Genomic DNA, 18,488 nt, shown 5'->3' with positions numbered 1-18,488 from the left:
AACCACACATTCGTGGGACCAGCGAGAGAGCGTGCCTTGTGGCTGATGTACCTGCCGATCTTGCCGCAGTGTGGCCACGCGTGCTGGAGCAACTCCTCGGAGAGGGCCAGCAGGGCATCGAGCCGAAGGACAAACAGTGGATCGAGCGCTGCCAGCCGCTCGCACTGGTCGCCGACACGGCGCTGCTCGCCGTTCCCAATGAATGGGGCAAGCGCGTCCTGGAAGGCCGGCTCGCGCCGCTCATCAGCGAGACGCTGAGCCGGGAGTGCGGCCGCCCGATCCGCATCGCGATCACCGTCGACGACTCCGCGGGCGAGCCTCCGAGCCCGCCCGCGCCTCCGATGCACCAGTCCCATCAGCCCCAGCAGCACCGCTATCCGGGACCGCAGCACGACGAGCGTCAGCACAACGACGCGTACGACGGATACGGGCACCGGCCCTCCGACGACGGCATGCCGACCGCGCGTCCCGCCTACCCCGACTACCAGCAGCAGCGCCCCGACCCCGGTGCGTGGCCGCGCACCCAGGAGGACCTCTCCTGGCAGCAGCCGCGGCTCGGTGGATTCCAGGACCGCGACACCTCCGCGGAGCAGTGGCGCGAGCCGTACGCCGGCGGCCGCCCCCAGCAGCCGCAGCACGACTACCGGCCGCAGCCGCCCGAGCGCCAGGGCTACGAACAGCAGCGCCCCGAGCACCACGACATGCAGGAGCCCCAGCACCGGCAGGGCGGCGCGGGCACCGGCCGGCCCGGCGGCGGCACCGGGCCGATGGGCGCACAGCCCGCCCCCGCACCCGGCCCCGGTGAGCCGGCGGCACGGCTGAATCCGAAGTACCTCTTCGACACCTTCGTCATCGGTGCGTCCAACCGGTTCGCGCACGCCGCGGCGGTCGCGGTGGCCGAGGCACCCGCGAAGGCGTACAACCCGCTCTTCATCTATGGGGAGTCCGGACTCGGCAAGACCCACCTGCTGCACGCCATCGGGCACTACGCCCGCAGCCTCTACCCGGGCACCAGGGTGCGGTACGTGAGCTCCGAGGAGTTCACCAACGAGTTCATCAACTCGATCCGCGACGGCAAGGGCGACACCTTCCGCAAGCGCTACCGCGACGTGGACATCCTGCTCGTCGACGACATCCAGTTCCTGGCGAGCAAGGAATCGACACAGGAGGAGTTCTTCCACACCTTCAATACGCTCCACAACGCGAACAAGCAGATCGTGCTGTCCTCCGACCGGCCGCCCAAGCAGCTGGTGACCCTGGAGGACCGGTTGCGGAACCGCTTCGAGTGGGGCCTGACCACCGATGTGCAGCCGCCGGAGCTGGAGACGCGGATCGCGATCCTCCGCAAGAAGGCGGTACAGGAGCAGCTCAACGCCCCGCCGGAGGTCCTGGAGTTCATCGCGTCCCGAATCTCCCGGAACATCAGGGAGTTGGAGGGGGCGCTGATCCGGGTCACGGCCTTCGCCAGCCTGAACCGTCAGCCGGTGGACCTCGGGCTGACCGAGCATGTGCTGAAGGACTTGATTCCGGGGGGCGAGGATTCGGCTCCGGAGATCACGGCGACGGCCATCATGGCGGCGACCGCGGACTACTTCGGTCTGACGGTGGACGACCTCTGCGGAACCTCGCGCAGCCGCGTGCTGGTGACGGCCCGCCAGATCGCCATGTACCTCTGCCGGGAGCTGACCGATCTCTCACTGCCCAAGATCGGGGCACAGTTCGGCGGTCGCGACCACACGACGGTGATGCACGCGGACCGGAAGATCCGTGCGTTGATGGCGGAGCGACGCTCCATCTACAACCAGGTCACCGAGCTCACCAACCGCATCAAGAACGGCTGACACGGCAGTACACGCTCTGTACGCGCCACAGGGGCGCTCGGAGATCCCTCACAGGGCTCTCCGAGCGCCCTTCCGCTTTGTCCGGAGCCTGTCCGGAGCCAGTCCAGAGCCTTCCTGGAACTCCCCGTGCGGCTCCGGGGCTTCCCCCAGCTTTCCCTGAGCCGCCCGAGATCCGCCCCGGGGACCATCGGGCGCCGCCACGGAACCCGCGTGAAGGCCCCCTCGGCACCTCAGGCCGCTTCCTGAGACCCTCCCGAGCCCCGGAAACGCCCTCCGGAGCCCCCCGAACCTCGTCGCTGGACCCCTCCGAAGCCTGTTCCCGGGCCTCCGGCGCGGTCGCGGTGTTCGAATACCCGCCGTCGACCGTCCGTTCTCCACAGATCTGGGGAGAATCCCCCCTCCACAGCCTGGGGATTCGGAAGTTGTCCATATTGCTTCCACAGGGGCGACTGTCGATACTCCATCAGGCCAGGTCAAGGCCTTGGGGATTTGTGGCCAACAGTGATCCACAGGCTGTGGACAACATCCTCGTCCACAAGGAGCCGATGCTGTTGTCCACCGGCGACCCACAGCCCGGCCCTTGTTGTCCCCAGCTTGTTTGAGCTTCTCCACACCTCTGTCCACTGTTCGGCAACACAACACCGCCTTTCACCGCGCAGAGTGAAAGGCGTCACATCAGGAAGGTCGGTTGGGCTGTGGGGAACCTGGGTAAAGCTGGGGACAGCCCTGGGGAGAAACCCCCCTGCCCTGTGCACCGGGTGTGCAGAACTTTCGCGTGTCCACAGAACCACCGGGTTGTCCACCGGTGCCACCCACAGGGTCGGTGGACAAAAAACTGGGCCTGACCTGGGAAAACGACGTTATCCACGGTTTCCACAGGCCCTACTACTACTGCCACCTAGAGTTAGCCCGGAATCCGCTTCGAAGTGGGGCCTGTGCACAACTCGGCGCCGGAGCGCTCCGAAGCTCTTGTCGCGACTTGACCCCGAGCAGCACCGAGTGTCGGTGCCGTACGTCAGACTGGTCCCCGGCGTCCTCCCGCTCTCATCGGCGGGGCGACCCGATCAGACGACGAAGGCCAGCAGGGCGAGCGAGCAACAGCAGGAGGCGGTTCCGGTGAAGATCCGGGTGGAGCGCGATGTACTCGCGGAGGCTGTGGCCTGGGTGGCCCGTAGCCTCCCGGCCCGTCCGCCGGCGCCCGTTCTCGCGGGCCTTCTGCTGAAGGCTGAGGACGGCGCCCTCAGCTTCTCCAGCTTCGACTACGAGGTCTCGGCCCGGGTCTCGGTGGACGCCGAGGTCGAGGAGGACGGCACGGTGCTGGTCTCCGGCCGGCTGCTCGCCGACATCTGCCGTGCCCTCCCCAACCGCCCGGTGGAGATTTCCACAGACGGTGTACGGGCGACCGTGGTCTGCGGCTCCTCGCGATTCACCCTCCACACCCTTCCTGTGGAGGAGTACCCGGCGCTGCCGGAGATGCCGACCGCGACCGGCACGGTCCCCGGTGAGGTCTTCGCCTCGGCCGCCGCCCAGGTCGCCATCGCAGCGGGCCGCGACGACACGCTGCCGGTCCTGACCGGTGTGCGCATCGAGATCGAGGGCGAGACCGTCACCCTGGCCTCCACCGACCGCTACCGCTTCGCGGTCCGCGAGTTCCTCTGGAAGCCGGAGAACCCGGATGCCTCGGCCGTCGCCCTGGTGCCCGCCAAGACGCTGCTGGACACCGCCAAGGCGCTGACCAGCGGTGACACGGTGACTCTGGCGCTTTCCGGCTCGGGCGCCGGTGAGGGGCTGATCGGTTTCGAGGGCGCGGGCCGGCGTACGACCACGCGACTGCTGGAAGGCGATCTGCCGAAGTACCGCACGCTGTTCCCCACCGAGTTCAACTCGGTCGCGGTCATCGAGACCGCTCCGTTCGTCGAGGCCGTCAAGCGTGTGGCCCTCGTCGCCGAGCGGAACACCCCGGTGCGGCTCAGCTTCGAGCAGGGTGTGCTGATCCTGGAGGCGGGGTCCAGCGACGACGCACAGGCTGTGGAGCGGGTCGACGCGGTGCTGGAGGGCGACGACATCTCGATCGCCTTCAACCCGACCTTCCTCCTGGACGGGCTGAGTGCGATCGACTCCCCGGTCGCCCAGCTCTCGTTCACGACATCCACCAAGCCCGCGTTGCTCAGCGGCCGCCCGGCCGTGGATGCCGAGGCGGACGACACGTACAAGTACCTGATCATGCCGGTGCGTCTCTCCGGCTGATCCGGCCACCGGTCCCGCAACGGCAGGTCCCGACGGGCACGCTCAGCGCCGAGCATGCCCGTCGGTCTGTCCCCGGCCGGGCGTAGGCTCGACTGTGGGTACGAATCGGCACAACGCTTAAGGAATCTCTGATGGAGCTCGGTCTCGTCGGCCTCGGCAAGATGGGCGGCAACATGCGCGAGCGCATCCGCCGCGCAGGCCACACCGTCATCGGTTACGACCGCAACCCGGACGTCTCGGATGTCCAGAGCCTCGAAGAGCTTGTGGGCAAGCTGAAGGGCCCCCGGGTCGTCTGGGTGATGGTTCCGGCCGGTGCCCCGACCCAGGCCACCATCGACGAGCTGGCCGGGCTCCTCTCGCCCGGTGACATCGTCGTGGACGGCGGGAATTCCCGCTGGACGGACGACGAGAAGCACGCGGTCGAGCTCGGCATCAAGGGCATCGGCTTCGTGGACTGCGGAGTCTCCGGCGGTGTCTGGGGCCTGGAGAACGGCTACGCGCTGATGTACGGCGGCGACGCCGAGAACGTGGCGAAGGTCCAGCCGGTCTTCGACGCGCTGAAGCCCGAGGGCGACTTCGGCTCCGTCCACGCGGGCAAGGTCGGCGCCGGTCACTTCGCGAAGATGGTCCACAACGGCATCGAGTACGCCATGATGCAGGCCTACGCCGAGGGCTGGGAGCTCCTGGAGAAGGTCGACTCCGTCACCGATGTGCGCGAGGTCTTCCGCTCCTGGCAGGAGGGCACGGTCATCCGTTCCTGGCTGCTCGACCTGGCGGTCAACGCACTGGACGACGACGAGCACCTCGAAAAGCTCCGTGGTTTCGCCGCCGACTCCGGTGAGGGCCGCTGGACGGTGGAGGCCGCGATCGACAACGCGGTGCCGCTGCCCGCGATCACGGCGTCGCTCTTCGCGCGTTTCGCCTCGCGCCAGGACGACTCCCCGCAGATGAAGATGATCGCCGCGCTGCGCAACCAGTTCGGTGGCCACGCGGTCGAGAGCAAGAAGTAGCCCGCAACGAGGAGCGGGCCGGGCCGAGGCGTCCGACCCGTACTACGGAGCACGGAGCAGGAAGCCGGGAAGGTCGGCGTACACCCATGCATGTCACGCATCTCTCGCTGGCCGACTTCCGCTCGTACGCCCAGGTCGAGGTACCTCTCGATCCGGGCGTCACCGTTTTCGTGGGGGCCAACGGCCAGGGCAAGACGAATCTGGTGGAGGCCGTCGGCTATCTCGCGACGCTCGGCAGCCACCGGGTGTCCTCCGACGCACCGCTGGTGCGGATGGGTGCGGACCGGGCTGTCGTCCGAGCCGCTGTCACACAGGGCGAGCGTTCGCAGCTGGTCGAGCTGGAGCTCAACCCGGGCAAGGCCAATCGAGCCCGGATCAATAGATCGTCGCAGGTCAGGCCACGTGATGTGCTGGGGATCGTGCGTACGGTGCTGTTCGCCCCGGAGGACCTGGCGCTGGTCAAGGGGGATCCCGGGGAGCGTCGGCGCTTTCTCGACGAGCTGATCACGGCGCGTTCGCCGCGGATGGCGGGTGTGCGTTCGGACTACGAGCGGGTGCTGAAGCAGCGCAACACCCTGCTGAAGTCGGCGGCGATGGCGCGCAGGCACGGTGGCCGGTCGATGGATCTGTCCACGCTCGATGTGTGGGATCAACATTTGGGCCGGGTCGGTGCGGAGTTGCTGGCGCAGCGCCTGGATCTGATCGCGACTCTGCAGCCGCTGGCCGACAAGGCGTACGCGGATGTGGCGCCGGGGGGTGGTCCGGTGGCGTTGGAGTACCGGAGTTCGGTCGGCGCGGGGGTGGATTCGGCGCGTACCCGTGAGGAGCTGTTCGAGCAGCTGATCGCGGCCCTGGCGGAGGTCCGCAAGCAGGAGATCGAGCGGGGTGTGACGTTGGTCGGCCCGCACCGCGACGATCTGTTGCTGGGGCTGCGCGGCATGCCCGCCAAGGGCTATGCGAGCCATGGTGAGTCCTGGTCGTACGCGCTGGCGCTGCGGCTGGCCTCGTACGAGCTGTTGCGCGGTGAGGGCAACGAGCCGGTGCTGGTGCTGGACGATGTCTTTGCCGAGCTCGACGCGCGTCGTCGTGAGCGGTTGGCGGAGTTGGTGGCTCCGGGTGAGCAGGTGCTGGTGACGGCAGCGGTGGACGACGACGTTCCGGGGGTTCTGGCGGGGACGCGGTATGCGGTGTCCGCAGGTGAGGTGGAGCGGCTGTGAGCGGTCGTGGTGAGGCGTCCGGGGAGCCGGCGCAGGCTCGGCCGGAGGAAGGCCGGCAGCCGGAGCCGTCGGGTGTCGATCTGGCACGGGTGGCGTTGCGGGCGGCGAAGGAGCAGGCACGGGCGCGTGGAGCTGCTGCGCAGCAGAAGAAGCAGGTCAGACGGGGCGGTGGGCTGCGTTCGGGGGCGCGGGCGGATGGGCGTGATCCGCTGCCGCTGGGCGCGGCGATCAATCGTCTGATCACTGAGCGTGGCTGGGAGACGCCTGCGGCGGTGGGTGGGGTGATGGGGCGCTGGCCGCAGATCGTCGGTGTGGATCTGGCCAATCACTGTGTGCCGTTGCGGTACGACGAGGATCCGGACGAGCGGGTGCTGACGGTGCAGTGCGATTCGACGGCGTGGGCGACGCAGCTGCGGTTGCTGGCGCCTCAGCTGGTGGCCCGGCTGAACGCGGATCTGGGGCAGGGCACGGTCAGGTTGATCAAGGTGTTGGGGCCGGGGGGCCCGCAGCGTCGGTTCGGGCCCTTGCGGGCGCCGGGGAGCACGGGGCCCGGCGATACGTACGGCTGAGGGCGTGAGCTGGGCTTCTTCCCGTTTCTGAGCGCGGTGGGGCGGTGTTCCGGGTGGAGCGCCGGCCCTGTCCGGGCTTCTCGGCGGTGCTGTCCGTCGCATCCGAGTCGTGACGATATGTGGTAGTTGCAACCGGACGGGAAGAGTGGGGTGTCCCTCACGGTAGCGGGAGGTTGACAGGCCGAAGCGCTCAATGCCCGCTTGAACGTCTTGGGGGCCCTTCCTGAATATGGGGAGTCGTCAGGCGCTGGTTCAGGGCGGCACATGCGTACTCAGGTACCCGCAAACCCCCATTCGTGTCAGTGCTACCGGTAGACTGGTCGACAATCCCGCATACCTGCGGGAGTCGTCGATACAAGCCGAACGACGCAGCCGCTCCCGTTTGCCCGGAGAACGGCCTGTGCTGTGCCAGAAAGGGCGCTTCGTGGCCGATTCCGGCAACCCCAACGAGAACATTCCGTCCACCCCCGGTGAGAGCGGCGAGGTCATCGCCTCAAACGAGGTCTCCGCCTCGTACGACGCCAGCGCGATCACCGTCCTTGAGGGCCTGGACGCGGTCCGTAAGCGACCTGGCATGTACATCGGCTCGACCGGTGAGCGGGGCCTTCACCACCTCGTGCAAGAGGTTGTCGACAACTCGGTCGACGAGGCGATGGCCGGGCACGCGGACACGATCGACGTCACGGTCCTCGCCGACGGCGGGGTCCGTGTGATCGACAACGGCCGAGGTATCCCGGTCGGCATCGTGCCGTCGGAGAAGAAGCCCGCGGTCGAGGTCGTGCTGACGGTGCTGCACGCCGGCGGCAAGTTCGGCGGCGGCGGCTACGCCGTCTCCGGCGGTCTGCACGGCGTCGGTGTCTCCGTGGTCAACGCGCTGTCGTCGCGGCTCTCGGTCGAGGTCCGGACGGACGGTTACCGCTGGACCCAGGACTACAAGCTCGGTGTCCCCACCGCTCCGCTGGCCCGCAACGAGGCCACCGACGAGACGGGGACGTCCGTCACCTTCTGGGCCGACGGGGACATCTTCGAGACCACCGAGTACTCCTTCGAGACCCTGTCGCGCCGCTTCCAGGAGATGGCGTTCCTCAACAAGGGCCTGACGATCAAGCTCACCGACGAGCGCGAGTCGGCGAAGGCGACGCTGGGTGCCGAAGTCGCCGAGGTGGCCGAGGGCGCCGAGGCGGAGCAGGCTCGCACGGTCACGTACCACTACGAGGGCGGCATCGTCGACTTCGTGAAGTACCTGAACTCCCGCAAGGGCGATGTCATCCACCAGTCGGTGATCGACATCGAGGCCGAGGACAAGGAGCGTCTCCTCTCGGCCGAGATCGCCATGCAGTGGAACACGCAGTACAGCGAGGGGGTCTACTCCTTCGCGAACACGATCCACACGCACGAGGGCGGTACGCACGAGGAAGGCTTCCGTGCGGCGCTGACCACGCTGGTCAACAAGTACGCCCGTGAGAAGAAGCTGCTGCGCGAGAAGGACGACAACCTCACCGGTGACGACATCCGTGAGGGTCTGACGGCGATCATCTCGGTGAAGCTGGGCGAGCCGCAGTTCGAGGGGCAGACGAAGACCAAGCTGGGCAACACGGAGGCGAAGACCTTCGTCCAGAAGGTCGTCCACGAGCAGCTCACGGACTGGTTCGACCGCAATCCCAATGAGGCGGCCGACATCATCCGTAAGGGGATCGCGGCGGCCACGGCTCGTGTCGCGGCCCGCAAGGCGCGCGATCTGACCCGTCGCAAGGGGCTCCTGGAGAGCGCCTCGCTGCCGGGCAAGCTGAGCGACTGCCAGTCCAACGACCCCACGAAGTGCGAGATCTTCATCGTCGAGGGTGACTCCGCCGGTGGTTCGGCGAAGTCTGGCCGCAACCCGATGTACCAGGCGATCCTGCCCATCCGGGGCAAGATCCTGAACGTCGAGAAGGCCCGGGTCGACAAGATCCTGCAGAACACCGAGGTCCAGGCGCTGATCTCGGCCTTCGGTACCGGGGTCCACGAGGACTTCGACATCGAGAAGCTCCGCTATCACAAGATCATTCTGATGGCGGACGCCGATGTCGACGGTCAGCACATCAACACCCTGCTGCTGACGTTCCTCTTCCGCTTCATGCGTCCGCTGGTCGAGGCCGGGCACGTCTACCTCTCCCGCCCGCCGCTCTACAAGATCAAGTGGGGCCGGGACGACTTCGAGTACGCGTACTCGGACCGTGAGCGCGACGCTCTGGTCGAGCTGGGCAAGCAGAACGGCAAGCGCATCAAGGAAGACTCGATCCAGCGCTTCAAGGGCCTCGGCGAGATGAACGCCGAGGAACTGCGCGTCACCACGATGGACGTCGACCACCGGGTCCTCGGCCAGGTCACGCTGGACGACGCGGCGCAGGCCGACGACCTCTTCTCGGTGCTGATGGGCGAGGACGTCGAGGCGCGGCGCTCGTTCATCCAGCGCAACGCCAAGGACGTCCGCTTCCTCGACATCTGAGTCGGCCGCACCAGCAAGCCGCCGCTCGAAAGGACTTTGACCAGCAATGGCCGACGAGAACACCCCTGTGACACCTGAAGAGGAGCCCACCACCGCCGGTGTGGGCATGCGTGTCGAGCCCGTGGGGCTCGAAACGGAGATGCAGCGCTCCTACCTCGACTACGCGATGTCCGTGATCGTCTCGCGTGCGCTGCCGGACGTACGGGACGGGCTCAAGCCCGTGCACCGCCGGGTGCTGTACGCGATGTACGACGGCGGCTACCGGCCCGAGAAGGGCTTCTACAAGTGCGCCCGTGTCGTCGGGGACGTCATGGGCACGTACCACCCGCACGGCGACTCGTCGATCTACGACGCACTGGTGCGACTGGCGCAGCCGTGGTCGATGCGCATGCCGCTGGTGGACTCCAACGGCAACTTCGGTTCTCCGGGCAACGACCCGGCCGCGGCCATGCGGTACACCGAGTGCAAGATGATGCCGCTGTCCATGGAGATGGTCCGGGACATCGACGAGGAGACCGTCGACTTCCAGGACAACTACGACGGCCGCAACCAGGAGCCGACGGTTCTGCCGGCGCGCTTCCCGAACCTGCTGGTCAATGGTTCGGCGGGGATCGCGGTCGGCATGGCGACCAACATTCCGCCGCACAATCTGCGTGAGGTCGCGGCCGGTGCCCAGTGGTACCTGGAGCACCCGGAGGCCTCGCAGGAGGAGCTCCTGGACGCGCTGATCGAGCGGATCAAGGGGCCGGACTTCCCGACGGGCGCGCTCGTCGTGGGCCGCAAGGGCATCGAGGAGGCGTACCGCACCGGCCGCGGCTCGATCACGATGCGCGCGGTCGTCGCGGTCGAGGAGATCCAGAACCGGCAGTGCCTGGTCGTGACGGAGCTTCCGTACCAGACCAACCCGGACAACCTCGCGCAGAAGATCGCCGACCTGGTCAAGGACGGCAAGATCGGCGGGATCGCGGACGTCCGTGACGAGACCTCGTCGCGGACGGGGCAGCGTCTGGTCGTCGTGCTGAAGCGGGACGCGGTCGCCAAGGTCGTGCTGAACAACCTGTACAAGCACACCGACCTGCAGACCAACTTCGGCGCCAACATGCTGGCGCTGGTCGACGGTGTGCCGCGCACCCTCTCCATCGACGCGTTCATCCGCCACTGGGTGACGCACCAGATCGAGGTCATCGTCCGCCGTACGAGGTTCCGTCTGCGCAAGGCGGAGGAGCGGGCCCACATCCTGCGTGGCCTGCTCAAGGCGCTGGACGCGATCGACGAGGTCATTGCCCTCATCCGGCGCAGCCAGACGGTCGAGGTGGCGCGTGAGGGCCTGATGGGCCTGCTGGAGATCGACGACATCCAGGCGAACGCGATCCTGGAGATGCAGCTGCGCCGGCTCGCCGCGCTGGAGCACCAGAAGATCACGGCCGAGCACGACGAGCTCCAGGCGAAGATCAACGAGTACAACGCGATCCTGGTGTCGCCGGAGCGCCAGCGGCAGATCGTCAGTGAGGAACTGGGCGCGATCGTCGAGAAGTTCGGCGACGACCGGCGTTCCAAGCTGGTGCCCTTCGACGGTGACATGTCCATCGAGGACCTGATCGCCGAGGAGGACATCGTCGTCACGATCTCGCGCGGCGGCTATGTGAAGCGTACGAAGACGGACGACTACCGCTCGCAGAAGCGCGGCGGCAAGGGCGTGCGGGGCACGAAGCTCAAGGAAGACGACATCGTCGACCACTTCTTCGTGTCGACGACGCACCACTGGCTGCTGTTCTTCACGAACAAGGGCCGGGTGTACCGGGCGAAGGCGTACGAGCTCCCGGACGCCGGCCGTGACGCCCGTGGCCAGCACGTCGCCAACCTGCTGGCCTTCCAGCCGGACGAGCGGATCGCGCAGATCCTGGCGATCCGTGACTACGAGGCCGCGCCGTATCTGATCCTGGCCACGAAGGGCGGTCTGGTGAAGAAGACCGCGCTGAAGGACTACGACTCACCTCGGTCCGGTGGCGTCATCGCCATCAACCTCCGGGAGATGGACCACGGCGCCGAGGGCACGGCCGACGAGCTGATCGGTGCGGAGCTGGTGTCGGCCGAGGACGATCTGCTGCTCATCAGCAAGAAGGCCCAGTCGATCAGGTTCACTGCGACGGACGATGCGCTGCGTCCGATGGGCCGTGCCACTTCGGGTGTGAAGGGCATGAGTTTCCGCGAAGGCGACGAACTGCTCTCGATGAATGTTGTCCGGCCGGGTACGTTCGTGTTCACTGCCACCGACGGTGGTTACGCGAAGCGGACCGCCGTCGACGAGTACCGCGTTCAGGGTCGTGGCGGCCTGGGCATCAAGGCCGCCAAGATCGTGGAGGACCGGGGCTCGCTGGTCGGCGCGCTGGTGGTCGAGGAGTCGGACGAGATCCTCGCCATCACGCTCGGCGGTGGTGTGATTCGTACGCGAGTCAATGAAGTCAGGGAGACGGGCCGTGACACCATGGGCGTCCAACTGATCAATCTGGGCAAGCGCGATGCCGTCGTCGGCATCGCCCGCAACGCCGAAGCCGGCCGTGAGGCCGAAGAGGTCGAGGGGTCCGAGGACGCCGAGATCGCGACGGCGGAGGCTGCCGAGAGCACGGTCGAGGGCAATGTCGAAGGCACGTCGCCTTCGGCCGGGGAGCACGAGGAGTAGAGCGTGAGTGGAGCCACGGGCGCCGGTTCGGCCGCTTCCGGAGCTGGAGCGAACGGTGCCCGTGGCCCTGCCACGGACTCCCAAGGGGGCACTGTGACGGACACCCGGGGGCCTCAGCCGCCCCAGTACGAGGGTTACGCGACCGGGCCGTTGCCCGGTGAGCGGGAGCCCGCACCTGGGCAGGCGAGCGGGCCGTACCACCCGCCGCAGGCGTATCCCTCGCCCGCGGGCGGGACCCAGGGCGGCAGGACGCAGGGCGGCGGCGCCGCGCAGGCGGCCCGGCGACCCCGGACGGGGGCGCGGACGACTCCGCGTACCCGCAAGGCGCGTCTGCGGGTGGCCAAGGCCGATCCGTGGTCGGTGATGAAGGTGAGCTTCCTGCTCTCCATCGCGCTCGGCATCTGCACGGTGGTGGCGGCCGCGGTGCTGTGGATGGTGATGGACGCGATGGGCGTCTTCACCACCGTGGGCGGCACGATCAGCGAGGCCACCGGCTCGAACGAGAACAACGGCTTCGACCTTCAGTCGTTCCTGTCGCTTCCGCGGGTCCTCATCTTCACCTCGGTCATCGCGGTGATCGACGTGGTGCTGGCGACCGCGCTGGCGACGCTGGGCTCCTTCATCTACAACCTGTCGGCAGGTTTCGTGGGCGGCGTCGAGCTCACCCTGGCCGAGGACGAGTAGGGCTCGGAGTATCGATTTTGGGACTGGCCCCGACGTGCGCTAATCTTCAGAAGTCAGCGCGCAGCGCGGCGGGGCTATAGCTCAGTTGGTTAGAGCGCATCCCTGATAAGGATGAGGCCACAGGTTCAAATCCTGTTAGCCCCACCAGCACGAAGGCCCTCCACCGGAAACGGTGGGGGGCCTTCGGCATCTGCGGCTGACATCAGCCGGTCAACGGATCTTCCAGAAGCTCCACGAGCATCGCCACGGCTTCCCGCTCCCGTCGCCCACCGCATGGGTCAGGAAGGCCGGCAGGGTGCCGCAGGTTCGTCGGCGCGACCTCGGGAGGCACCTTCAAGCGATCGGGGTGTGGCTCGACAGGGGTGTGGGGAGCCGGTGCCCTGCTGCTCGTAGTCGGTGCCTTCTGGTCACCGACCGTCGCCGTCATCGCAGTTGGGCTCCTGGCCATCGGCCACGTCGGTGGGGCGGCTTCGTGATCGGCCGGCCGCAGGGCCCGTTCTTGCCGCAGGGCCCGTTCTTGGAGAATGCCGAGAGGGGGTGCGCCCGGCTCCCGTGCCGGGACGGGCGGGGCGGGGCCCGAGCGTACGAAGAAGCCCCCGTCCGGTGCGAACCGGCCCTGGGGGCTCTGTGCGTCAATTGCGCCGCTCTCACGGCGGCAGGAGGGACACGTCCCCCGCCGGGGCCTTGTGGGTGGCGCGGGCGGCGCTTCTGGTGTCCATGGCGTTCGTCGTGTCCGTGGACAGTTGCCAGGCGGCGGGCGTGGAGCCGTGTGCCTCGGCCCGGATGCGCTGCTTGATCGTGGGTGGCAGCGCCCGGTCACGCGGAAGGGTCCATCGCACCGACGGGGTGGTCGCGGTTGCCGCGGTCGCACCCGTGTGCTTCTGGTTCGTGGTCGTCGGCTCCGGGGCGCTCTGCTCCGTGGCCGCCGCCGGGCTGCTCATGAGCCCCAGTGCGGCGAGGAGGGCGAAGAAGGCGGTGACGAAGGCGGTCCAGATGCTCTTGGGCTTGAAGGTGCTCATGGCCCCTCGCTTTCAGGTGGTCCGGTTTGCTTGCCTTTCCGATGATGTGGACGTCGCTCGCGATTTCATGGACCGACGCCGCAGATCGGTCGATCTTCAGATGAACACCACTCGTATGGTTCAACCGGCCTTGACGGGCTTGCCCTGCCCGGGACGAACGGCGTGAACGGGCCCGTCGGTCGGAGCGATGCTCGTGACGGCTCCGGGAGATCGCTCTTCTCCGGGCGCCAGTTGGGTCGCGGGCAGGTCACCGATCGATATCGGTCGGTGTGTATAGTCGGGCGGCAGAAGTCCCCTACGTCAAGGAAAGACGAGGTCGCGCGGTGAAGAAGCTTCTCCTGGTCGCACTGGCCGCCATCGGCGGGCTCCTCGTGTACCGCCAGATCCAGGCGGATCGCGCCGAGCAGGATCTGTGGACGGAGGCGACCGACTCCGTGCCCGCAGGTTCGGGTGTGTGAGACAGAACAGCCTGATTGCGGGCCCCGGTCGCTGAGCGGCCGGGGCTTCGTGCTGTTGCGGGACCGTGACGCCTGTGCTCTTGAGTTCACCTAAGCAAATCATTAGGTTGCGGGAGCAAAAGGCCGGTTTTTCGGTCGAGGGGGCACGGGTGAAGGCACGGGACCACCATCGGCGCAGTGCTGCTGCGGGGACATGGATCGGCGGGGCGCTGCTCGCCCTGGTGGCGGGCGCGATGCCGGCCGTGGCGGTGGCACGGGCGGTGCGCCCGCCGCTTCGGAGGCGCCCGGCCGCGCTTCGGCCGGCAGCCTGGTCATGGTGCTCGACTCGTCCGGCTCCATGGCGGACGACGACGGTACGGGACGTACCCGGATGGAGAGTGCCCGTACGGCCGTCGGCACTGTCGTCGACGGCCTTCCCGACGGGTATCCGACCGGGCTGCGGGTGTACGGCGCCGATCGTCCCCGGGGCTGCGCGGACACCAGGCTCGTCCAGCCGGTGCACGGACTCGACCGGGCGGCCGTGAAGCGGGCCGTGGCGGCCGCGGAACCCAAGGGTGACACCCCCATCGGACTGTCGCTGCGCAAGGCCGCCGAGGACCTTCCCCGGCCCGCGGGCGGTGCCATCGGCACGCGCACGATCCTGCTGATCTCCGACGGCGAGGACAACTGCGGTACGCCGCGGCCCTGCGAGGTCGCCGCGGAGCTCGGCAGGGAAGGGATCGGGCTGCGGATCGACACCGTCGATGGCCGCTGGAGCTCCTTTACGGGGTGGGGGGCGCCGCTGGACAAGGGCGTCACGCCCGCCGGGTCGCGGCCGGAGTACGGCGACGGCGGCAAGGACGCGGTGCCGCCCACCGGTGACCCCCGGGACGTGCGGGGCGGTCGCTACGAGTACCGCTCCCACGTCCGGCCCGTGCACGCCGCGGGCGGCTGCTTCTACGTCTCGGTGACGCTGGGGGCGGGTGCCGCCGATATCGCGGAGAACCCGCAGATCGGCGTGGTGCTGCGGGTGTCGGTGCTCGGCGACGAACTGACCGGACCCGAGCACAACGCTCCTGTCGCGGCCAAGAAGGTGGACAAGGGCGGCAATCCGACCAGGGCCGCAGACAGCGGCGGTACGGGCGGGGCAGGATGGACCGGCATCGTGGCCGCTGCCGGGGCGGGCGCCGTGGTGGTGGTGATGGCGGGGCTCGTCGTCCTACGCGGGCGTCGCGGGCGGGCCGCACAGACGACGAGGGGAAGCGCGTGATGAGGCAGCGCAACAGGGGCCGGGTGGCGCTGGCCGCGGCTGCGGTGATCTGCGCGGCGGCGGCGCTGCCGGGGCAGGCGTACGCGGCCGGGGAGCCCGCTGCGTACACCTTCGATCCCGGGGCGAAGTCGGTCGGTGGCGCGGAGGTCAGCACCGAGGCGACGGCGCTCGCGCCCGGATCGGTCTACAAGAGCTCGATCGAGCGGGGCGAGAAGCTCTACTACCGGCTGAACCTGGACGCGAAGACCAACGGGTACGTATCGGCGGTGGTCGTGCCCAGGGGCGGCGGACAGGTCGCCTACGGGGACGGCATCAAGGTCAGCATCAGGGACAGCGCCGACCTGCAGTGCAGTTCGGAGTACGCGCGGTTCGAGTCGGCGGAGTTCCCACGTCCGATCGCGGCGTACGCCTACCGGATCGCGGACAAGAACAGCAGTACCTGCCAGGAGGCCGGTACGTACAACGTCCTGATCGAGCGCGAGAGCAAGGCCACCTCGACGCCCGATGCGTGGGATCTGGAACTGCGCTACGAGTCGGAGCCGCAGCTGAAGCAGGGCGGCTCGACGCCGACCGAGGCGCCGGACAACTGGCCGTCGGTGTTGCCCGCGCCGCCCACCGACGCCCCGCAGAGGCGGTCGGGCGGCACCAGCTACTACGACGCGACCAGCCTGCAGACCGGCGAGTGGCACGACACCATCGCACCCGGGCAGACGCGCTTCTACCGGGTGCCGGTGGACTGGGGTCAGCAGCTCTTCGCCACCGTCGACCTGGGCAACAACAACGCCTCGGACAAATTCATCGGCAGCGCGCTCGCACTCTCCCTCGACAATCCGGCACACGGCCATGTCGACAGCGCGACGCCGCTGTCGTACTCCGGAAAGTCGGCGTCCGTATCGCTGGATCCGCTGCCGCCGGTGGCGTACGAGAACCGGTTCGACTCCACCAGCAGCGTCAGCGCCATGCGATTCGCCGGCTGGTACTACCTGTCGGTCGCGCTCAGCCCGGAAGTCGCGAAGTCGTACGGCGACAAGGGGATTCCGATGATCCTCAAGGTCAAAGTGGACGGGACGGCGGTGAAGTCGCCTTACACGGGTGACACCGGCATCTTCTCGGTCACGCAGAACGACAAGGACATGGCGAGGAGCGGGAAGAGCGACCCCGAGGCGGCCAGGAGCGACACCATGAGGATGGTCGGTGTGGCCGGGATCGGCGCAGGAGCGGTGCTGGTGCTCGGACTGGGCGTGTGGACGCTGCTGGCGCGCCGCCGCGCCGTGACCGCCTCGGTGACCGCCCCGGCGGGTCCGGTCGGTTCTGACGGCCCGGTCGTGGGAGGCCCGGCCGGGGGCGGGCGACCGCCGTACGGAGGCCCGACACAGACCTGGTGAACGGGCCGGAGCCGCTGCCGTACACGGCGGCGGCTCCGGCCCCGCCATGCTCAGTTCAGGGCAACGACGCGGGCTCCTGCCCGCCGGCTCAGCTCTGGGTCAGCGCCCAGATGCCCACGGCGAAACAGATCAGCGCCAGCAGCAGGACCGGGACCGCCACCTTCGTGGACGGTCCCGGACGCTTCTGCGGAGCCTGCGCCGGAACAGTGGCCGAGAGGTGCGGGGAAACCCCTGGTCCGGGGGCGGGAATCTGCGGCTGCCCGGCGGTGTAGGCGCGGGTGAGGGCCGGTTCGTGCTGCACCGCGGCCGTGGGGGCCTGTGAGGGATCCGGCGCGGGCGCGTGGAAGGGGGCGGCCGTATGGGCGGGGAGGGGAGTGGCAGGTGTGGACGACTGCGTCGGTCGGGGCAGCGGTGTGGACTGCTGGGGAGGCGGTGGGAGATGGAAACTGCCCGTCTCCGACATCGGCATCGGTGGCTGGGTTTGGGGCTGCTCCAGGGGCTGCTGGGCCGCCTGGTCCGTGTGAGCCGACCGTGAGTCCTGCGCGGCCGTCCGGGGGGCCGTGAGCGGCCCGGCGGGGCCGAAGCCGTCGGGCAGCGGGCCGAGTTGGTCGAAGACCTCCACCGGCTCGTCGTCGATACCGGGCTCGGGCAGCATGTCGACCGCGGCGGTCAGCGCCTTGCGCGCGCCTGTCGCCGTACGGAACCGGACCTGGGGATCCGGCTGCAGCAGCCCCGCGAGGACCTGCCACAGCGGTTCGGGAATCCCCTCCGGGGCGCCGGGAGTTCCGTACGAGGCGAAGTGCTCGACGATGGCCTGCGCGTCCGGTTTCCTCCCCTGCAGCAGATAGAGCGCGACGAGACCGACCGCGAACAGGTCCGCGGGGAAATCCGGTTCCGCCCCCATCATCTGCTCGGGCGCGAAGTAACCCGGCGTCCCCACCACGTAGTTGGTCTCGGTGAGACGCGGCTCCCCCTTGCGCATGGAGATGCCGAAGTCGGACAGACGCAGATGCGGCCGCCCGGTGCCGGTGGCCTCCATCAGGATGTTCGCGGGTTTGATGTCCCGGTGCACGACGCCCTCCGCGTGCACCGTCGACAGCCCGGACAGCAGCTGATCGAGCAGCGTGCAGACGAAACGGGGCGGCAGCGGCCCGTAGTCGCCGATGACATGGGCCAGTGAACCTCCGCTCACCAGATCCATGGTGAACAGGACCTTGTCGTCGTCCGCGGCCCAGCTGGCCGGGGCGAGCACATGCGGATGCTCGATCCGCAGCGCCTGTTCGCGGACGAAGCGCAGCAGCGTGTGTGCGTCGCTCTGCTGGAGGACCTTGGCCGCCACATAACGGCGGCGCCGGTGGTCCCAGGCGCGCCAGACGGCGCCGACTCCACCACGTCCGATCGGATCGATCAGTTCGTACCGACCGGCGAAGACCTCACCCATTGCGCTGCGCCCGCTCCAGTTCCTGTTTCGGCTCGTGCCCGGCTCTCGGCGGTAGTGCCCCAGGGCCTCTCGTTCGGATCATGCCGGGCTCGCGTGCTCAGGCACCGCGCCTCGCCGCGTCGTCGTCGGGTCGCCATGACTTACCCATGACTCCCCCTCCGCCTCCACGGCACCGGGCCCCGCTCGCTGATCCCGCCCGA

General features: G+C 68.5%; 13 protein-coding genes and 1 tRNA gene. 12 read left to right on the top strand and 2 right to left on the bottom strand.

Features of this window, described 5'->3' with window-relative positions; all coding sequences use genetic code 11:
• The first annotated feature begins 38 nt into the window (after window positions 1-38).
• The 9 genes from dnaA to ACF1B9_RS09275 all read left to right on the top strand — a co-directional run bounded on the left by dnaA (window position 39) and on the right by ACF1B9_RS09275 (window position 12,883).
• Window positions 39-1,841, top strand: coding sequence for a chromosomal replication initiator protein DnaA (gene dnaA / locus ACF1B9_RS09315; protein WP_391741296.1), 1,803 nt, complete (start codon window positions 39-41; stop codon window positions 1,839-1,841).
• Between the two features lie 1,116 nt (window positions 1,842-2,957).
• On the top strand, window positions 2,958-4,088 hold the full coding sequence (gene dnaN / locus ACF1B9_RS09310) for a DNA polymerase III subunit beta (RefSeq protein ID WP_351072338.1): 1,131 nt from the start codon (window positions 2,958-2,960) through the stop codon (window positions 4,086-4,088).
• A 131-nt stretch (window positions 4,089-4,219) separates the two neighbouring features.
• Window positions 4,220-5,098 carry a phosphogluconate dehydrogenase (NAD(+)-dependent, decarboxylating) gene (gnd, locus tag ACF1B9_RS09305; protein ID WP_351072263.1) on the top strand — a complete coding sequence of 293 codons (879 nt, stop codon included), beginning with the start codon at window positions 4,220-4,222 and terminating at the stop codon, window positions 5,096-5,098.
• Between the two features lie 86 nt (window positions 5,099-5,184).
• Window positions 5,185-6,315, top strand: coding sequence for a DNA replication/repair protein RecF (gene recF, locus ACF1B9_RS09300; protein ID WP_391741297.1), 1,131 nt, complete (start codon window positions 5,185-5,187; stop codon window positions 6,313-6,315).
• The gene (locus ACF1B9_RS09295) at window positions 6,312-6,884 is read left to right on the top strand and encodes a DUF721 domain-containing protein (RefSeq protein ID WP_391741299.1); all 573 of its coding nucleotides are present in this window, start codon (window positions 6,312-6,314) and stop codon (window positions 6,882-6,884) included. Before recF ends, ACF1B9_RS09295 begins: the two co-directional genes overlap by 4 nt.
• A gap of 400 nt (window positions 6,885-7,284) precedes the next feature.
• Complete coding sequence (gene gyrB, locus ACF1B9_RS09290) at window positions 7,285-9,372, top strand: DNA topoisomerase (ATP-hydrolyzing) subunit B (protein WP_391741300.1); 2,088 nt, start codon at window positions 7,285-7,287, stop codon at window positions 9,370-9,372.
• 46 nt (window positions 9,373-9,418) lie between these two features.
• Window positions 9,419-12,052, top strand: coding sequence for a DNA gyrase subunit A (gyrA, locus tag ACF1B9_RS09285; RefSeq protein WP_391741302.1), 2,634 nt, complete (start codon window positions 9,419-9,421; stop codon window positions 12,050-12,052).
• A 93-nt stretch (window positions 12,053-12,145) separates the two neighbouring features.
• Complete coding sequence (locus tag ACF1B9_RS09280) at window positions 12,146-12,736, top strand: DUF3566 domain-containing protein (RefSeq protein WP_391741303.1); 591 nt, start codon at window positions 12,146-12,148, stop codon at window positions 12,734-12,736.
• Between the two features lie 70 nt (window positions 12,737-12,806).
• A tRNA-Ile gene (locus ACF1B9_RS09275) sits at window positions 12,807-12,883 on the top strand.
• 500 nt (window positions 12,884-13,383) lie between these two features.
• Here the strand turns inward: ACF1B9_RS09275 and ACF1B9_RS09270 are convergent.
• A complete protein-coding gene (locus ACF1B9_RS09270) occupies window positions 13,384-13,755 on the bottom strand; it encodes a DUF6344 domain-containing protein (RefSeq protein ID WP_391741305.1) in 372 nt (123 codons plus the stop codon).
• Window positions 13,756-14,078: 323 nt separating this feature from the next.
• Between ACF1B9_RS09270 and ACF1B9_RS09265 the strand changes: the two genes are divergently transcribed.
• The 3 genes from ACF1B9_RS09265 (at window position 14,079) to ACF1B9_RS09255 (ending at window position 16,847) form a co-directional block, all read left to right on the top strand.
• Window positions 14,079-14,213 carry a DLW-39 family protein gene (locus tag ACF1B9_RS09265; protein WP_003958712.1) on the top strand — a complete coding sequence of 45 codons (135 nt, stop codon included), beginning with the start codon at window positions 14,079-14,081 and terminating at the stop codon, window positions 14,211-14,213.
• A 313-nt stretch (window positions 14,214-14,526) separates the two neighbouring features.
• Window positions 14,527-15,462, top strand: a complete 936-nt coding sequence (locus ACF1B9_RS09260) for a VWA domain-containing protein (protein ID WP_391741306.1) — start codon at window positions 14,527-14,529, stop codon at window positions 15,460-15,462.
• A complete protein-coding gene (locus tag ACF1B9_RS09255) occupies window positions 15,462-16,847 on the top strand; it encodes a hypothetical protein (RefSeq protein WP_391741307.1) in 1,386 nt (461 codons plus the stop codon). The genes ACF1B9_RS09260 and ACF1B9_RS09255 overlap by 1 nt, the downstream gene beginning before the upstream one ends.
• A gap of 88 nt (window positions 16,848-16,935) precedes the next feature.
• On the opposite strand, the gene ACF1B9_RS09250 is transcribed toward ACF1B9_RS09255, so the two are convergent.
• Window positions 16,936-18,288: a serine/threonine protein kinase gene (locus ACF1B9_RS09250; RefSeq protein WP_391741309.1), complete on the bottom strand. Its 1,353-nt coding sequence runs from the start codon at window positions 18,286-18,288 to the stop codon at window positions 16,936-16,938.
• Window positions 18,289-18,488 lie beyond the last annotated feature (200 nt).

Origin of the sequence: Streptomyces sp. NPDC014727, assembly GCF_043083485.1 — a bacterium.
Taxonomy (GTDB): domain Bacteria; phylum Actinomycetota; class Actinomycetes; order Streptomycetales; family Streptomycetaceae; genus Streptomyces.
This window is presented reverse-complemented; position numbering and strand designations above follow the sequence as displayed.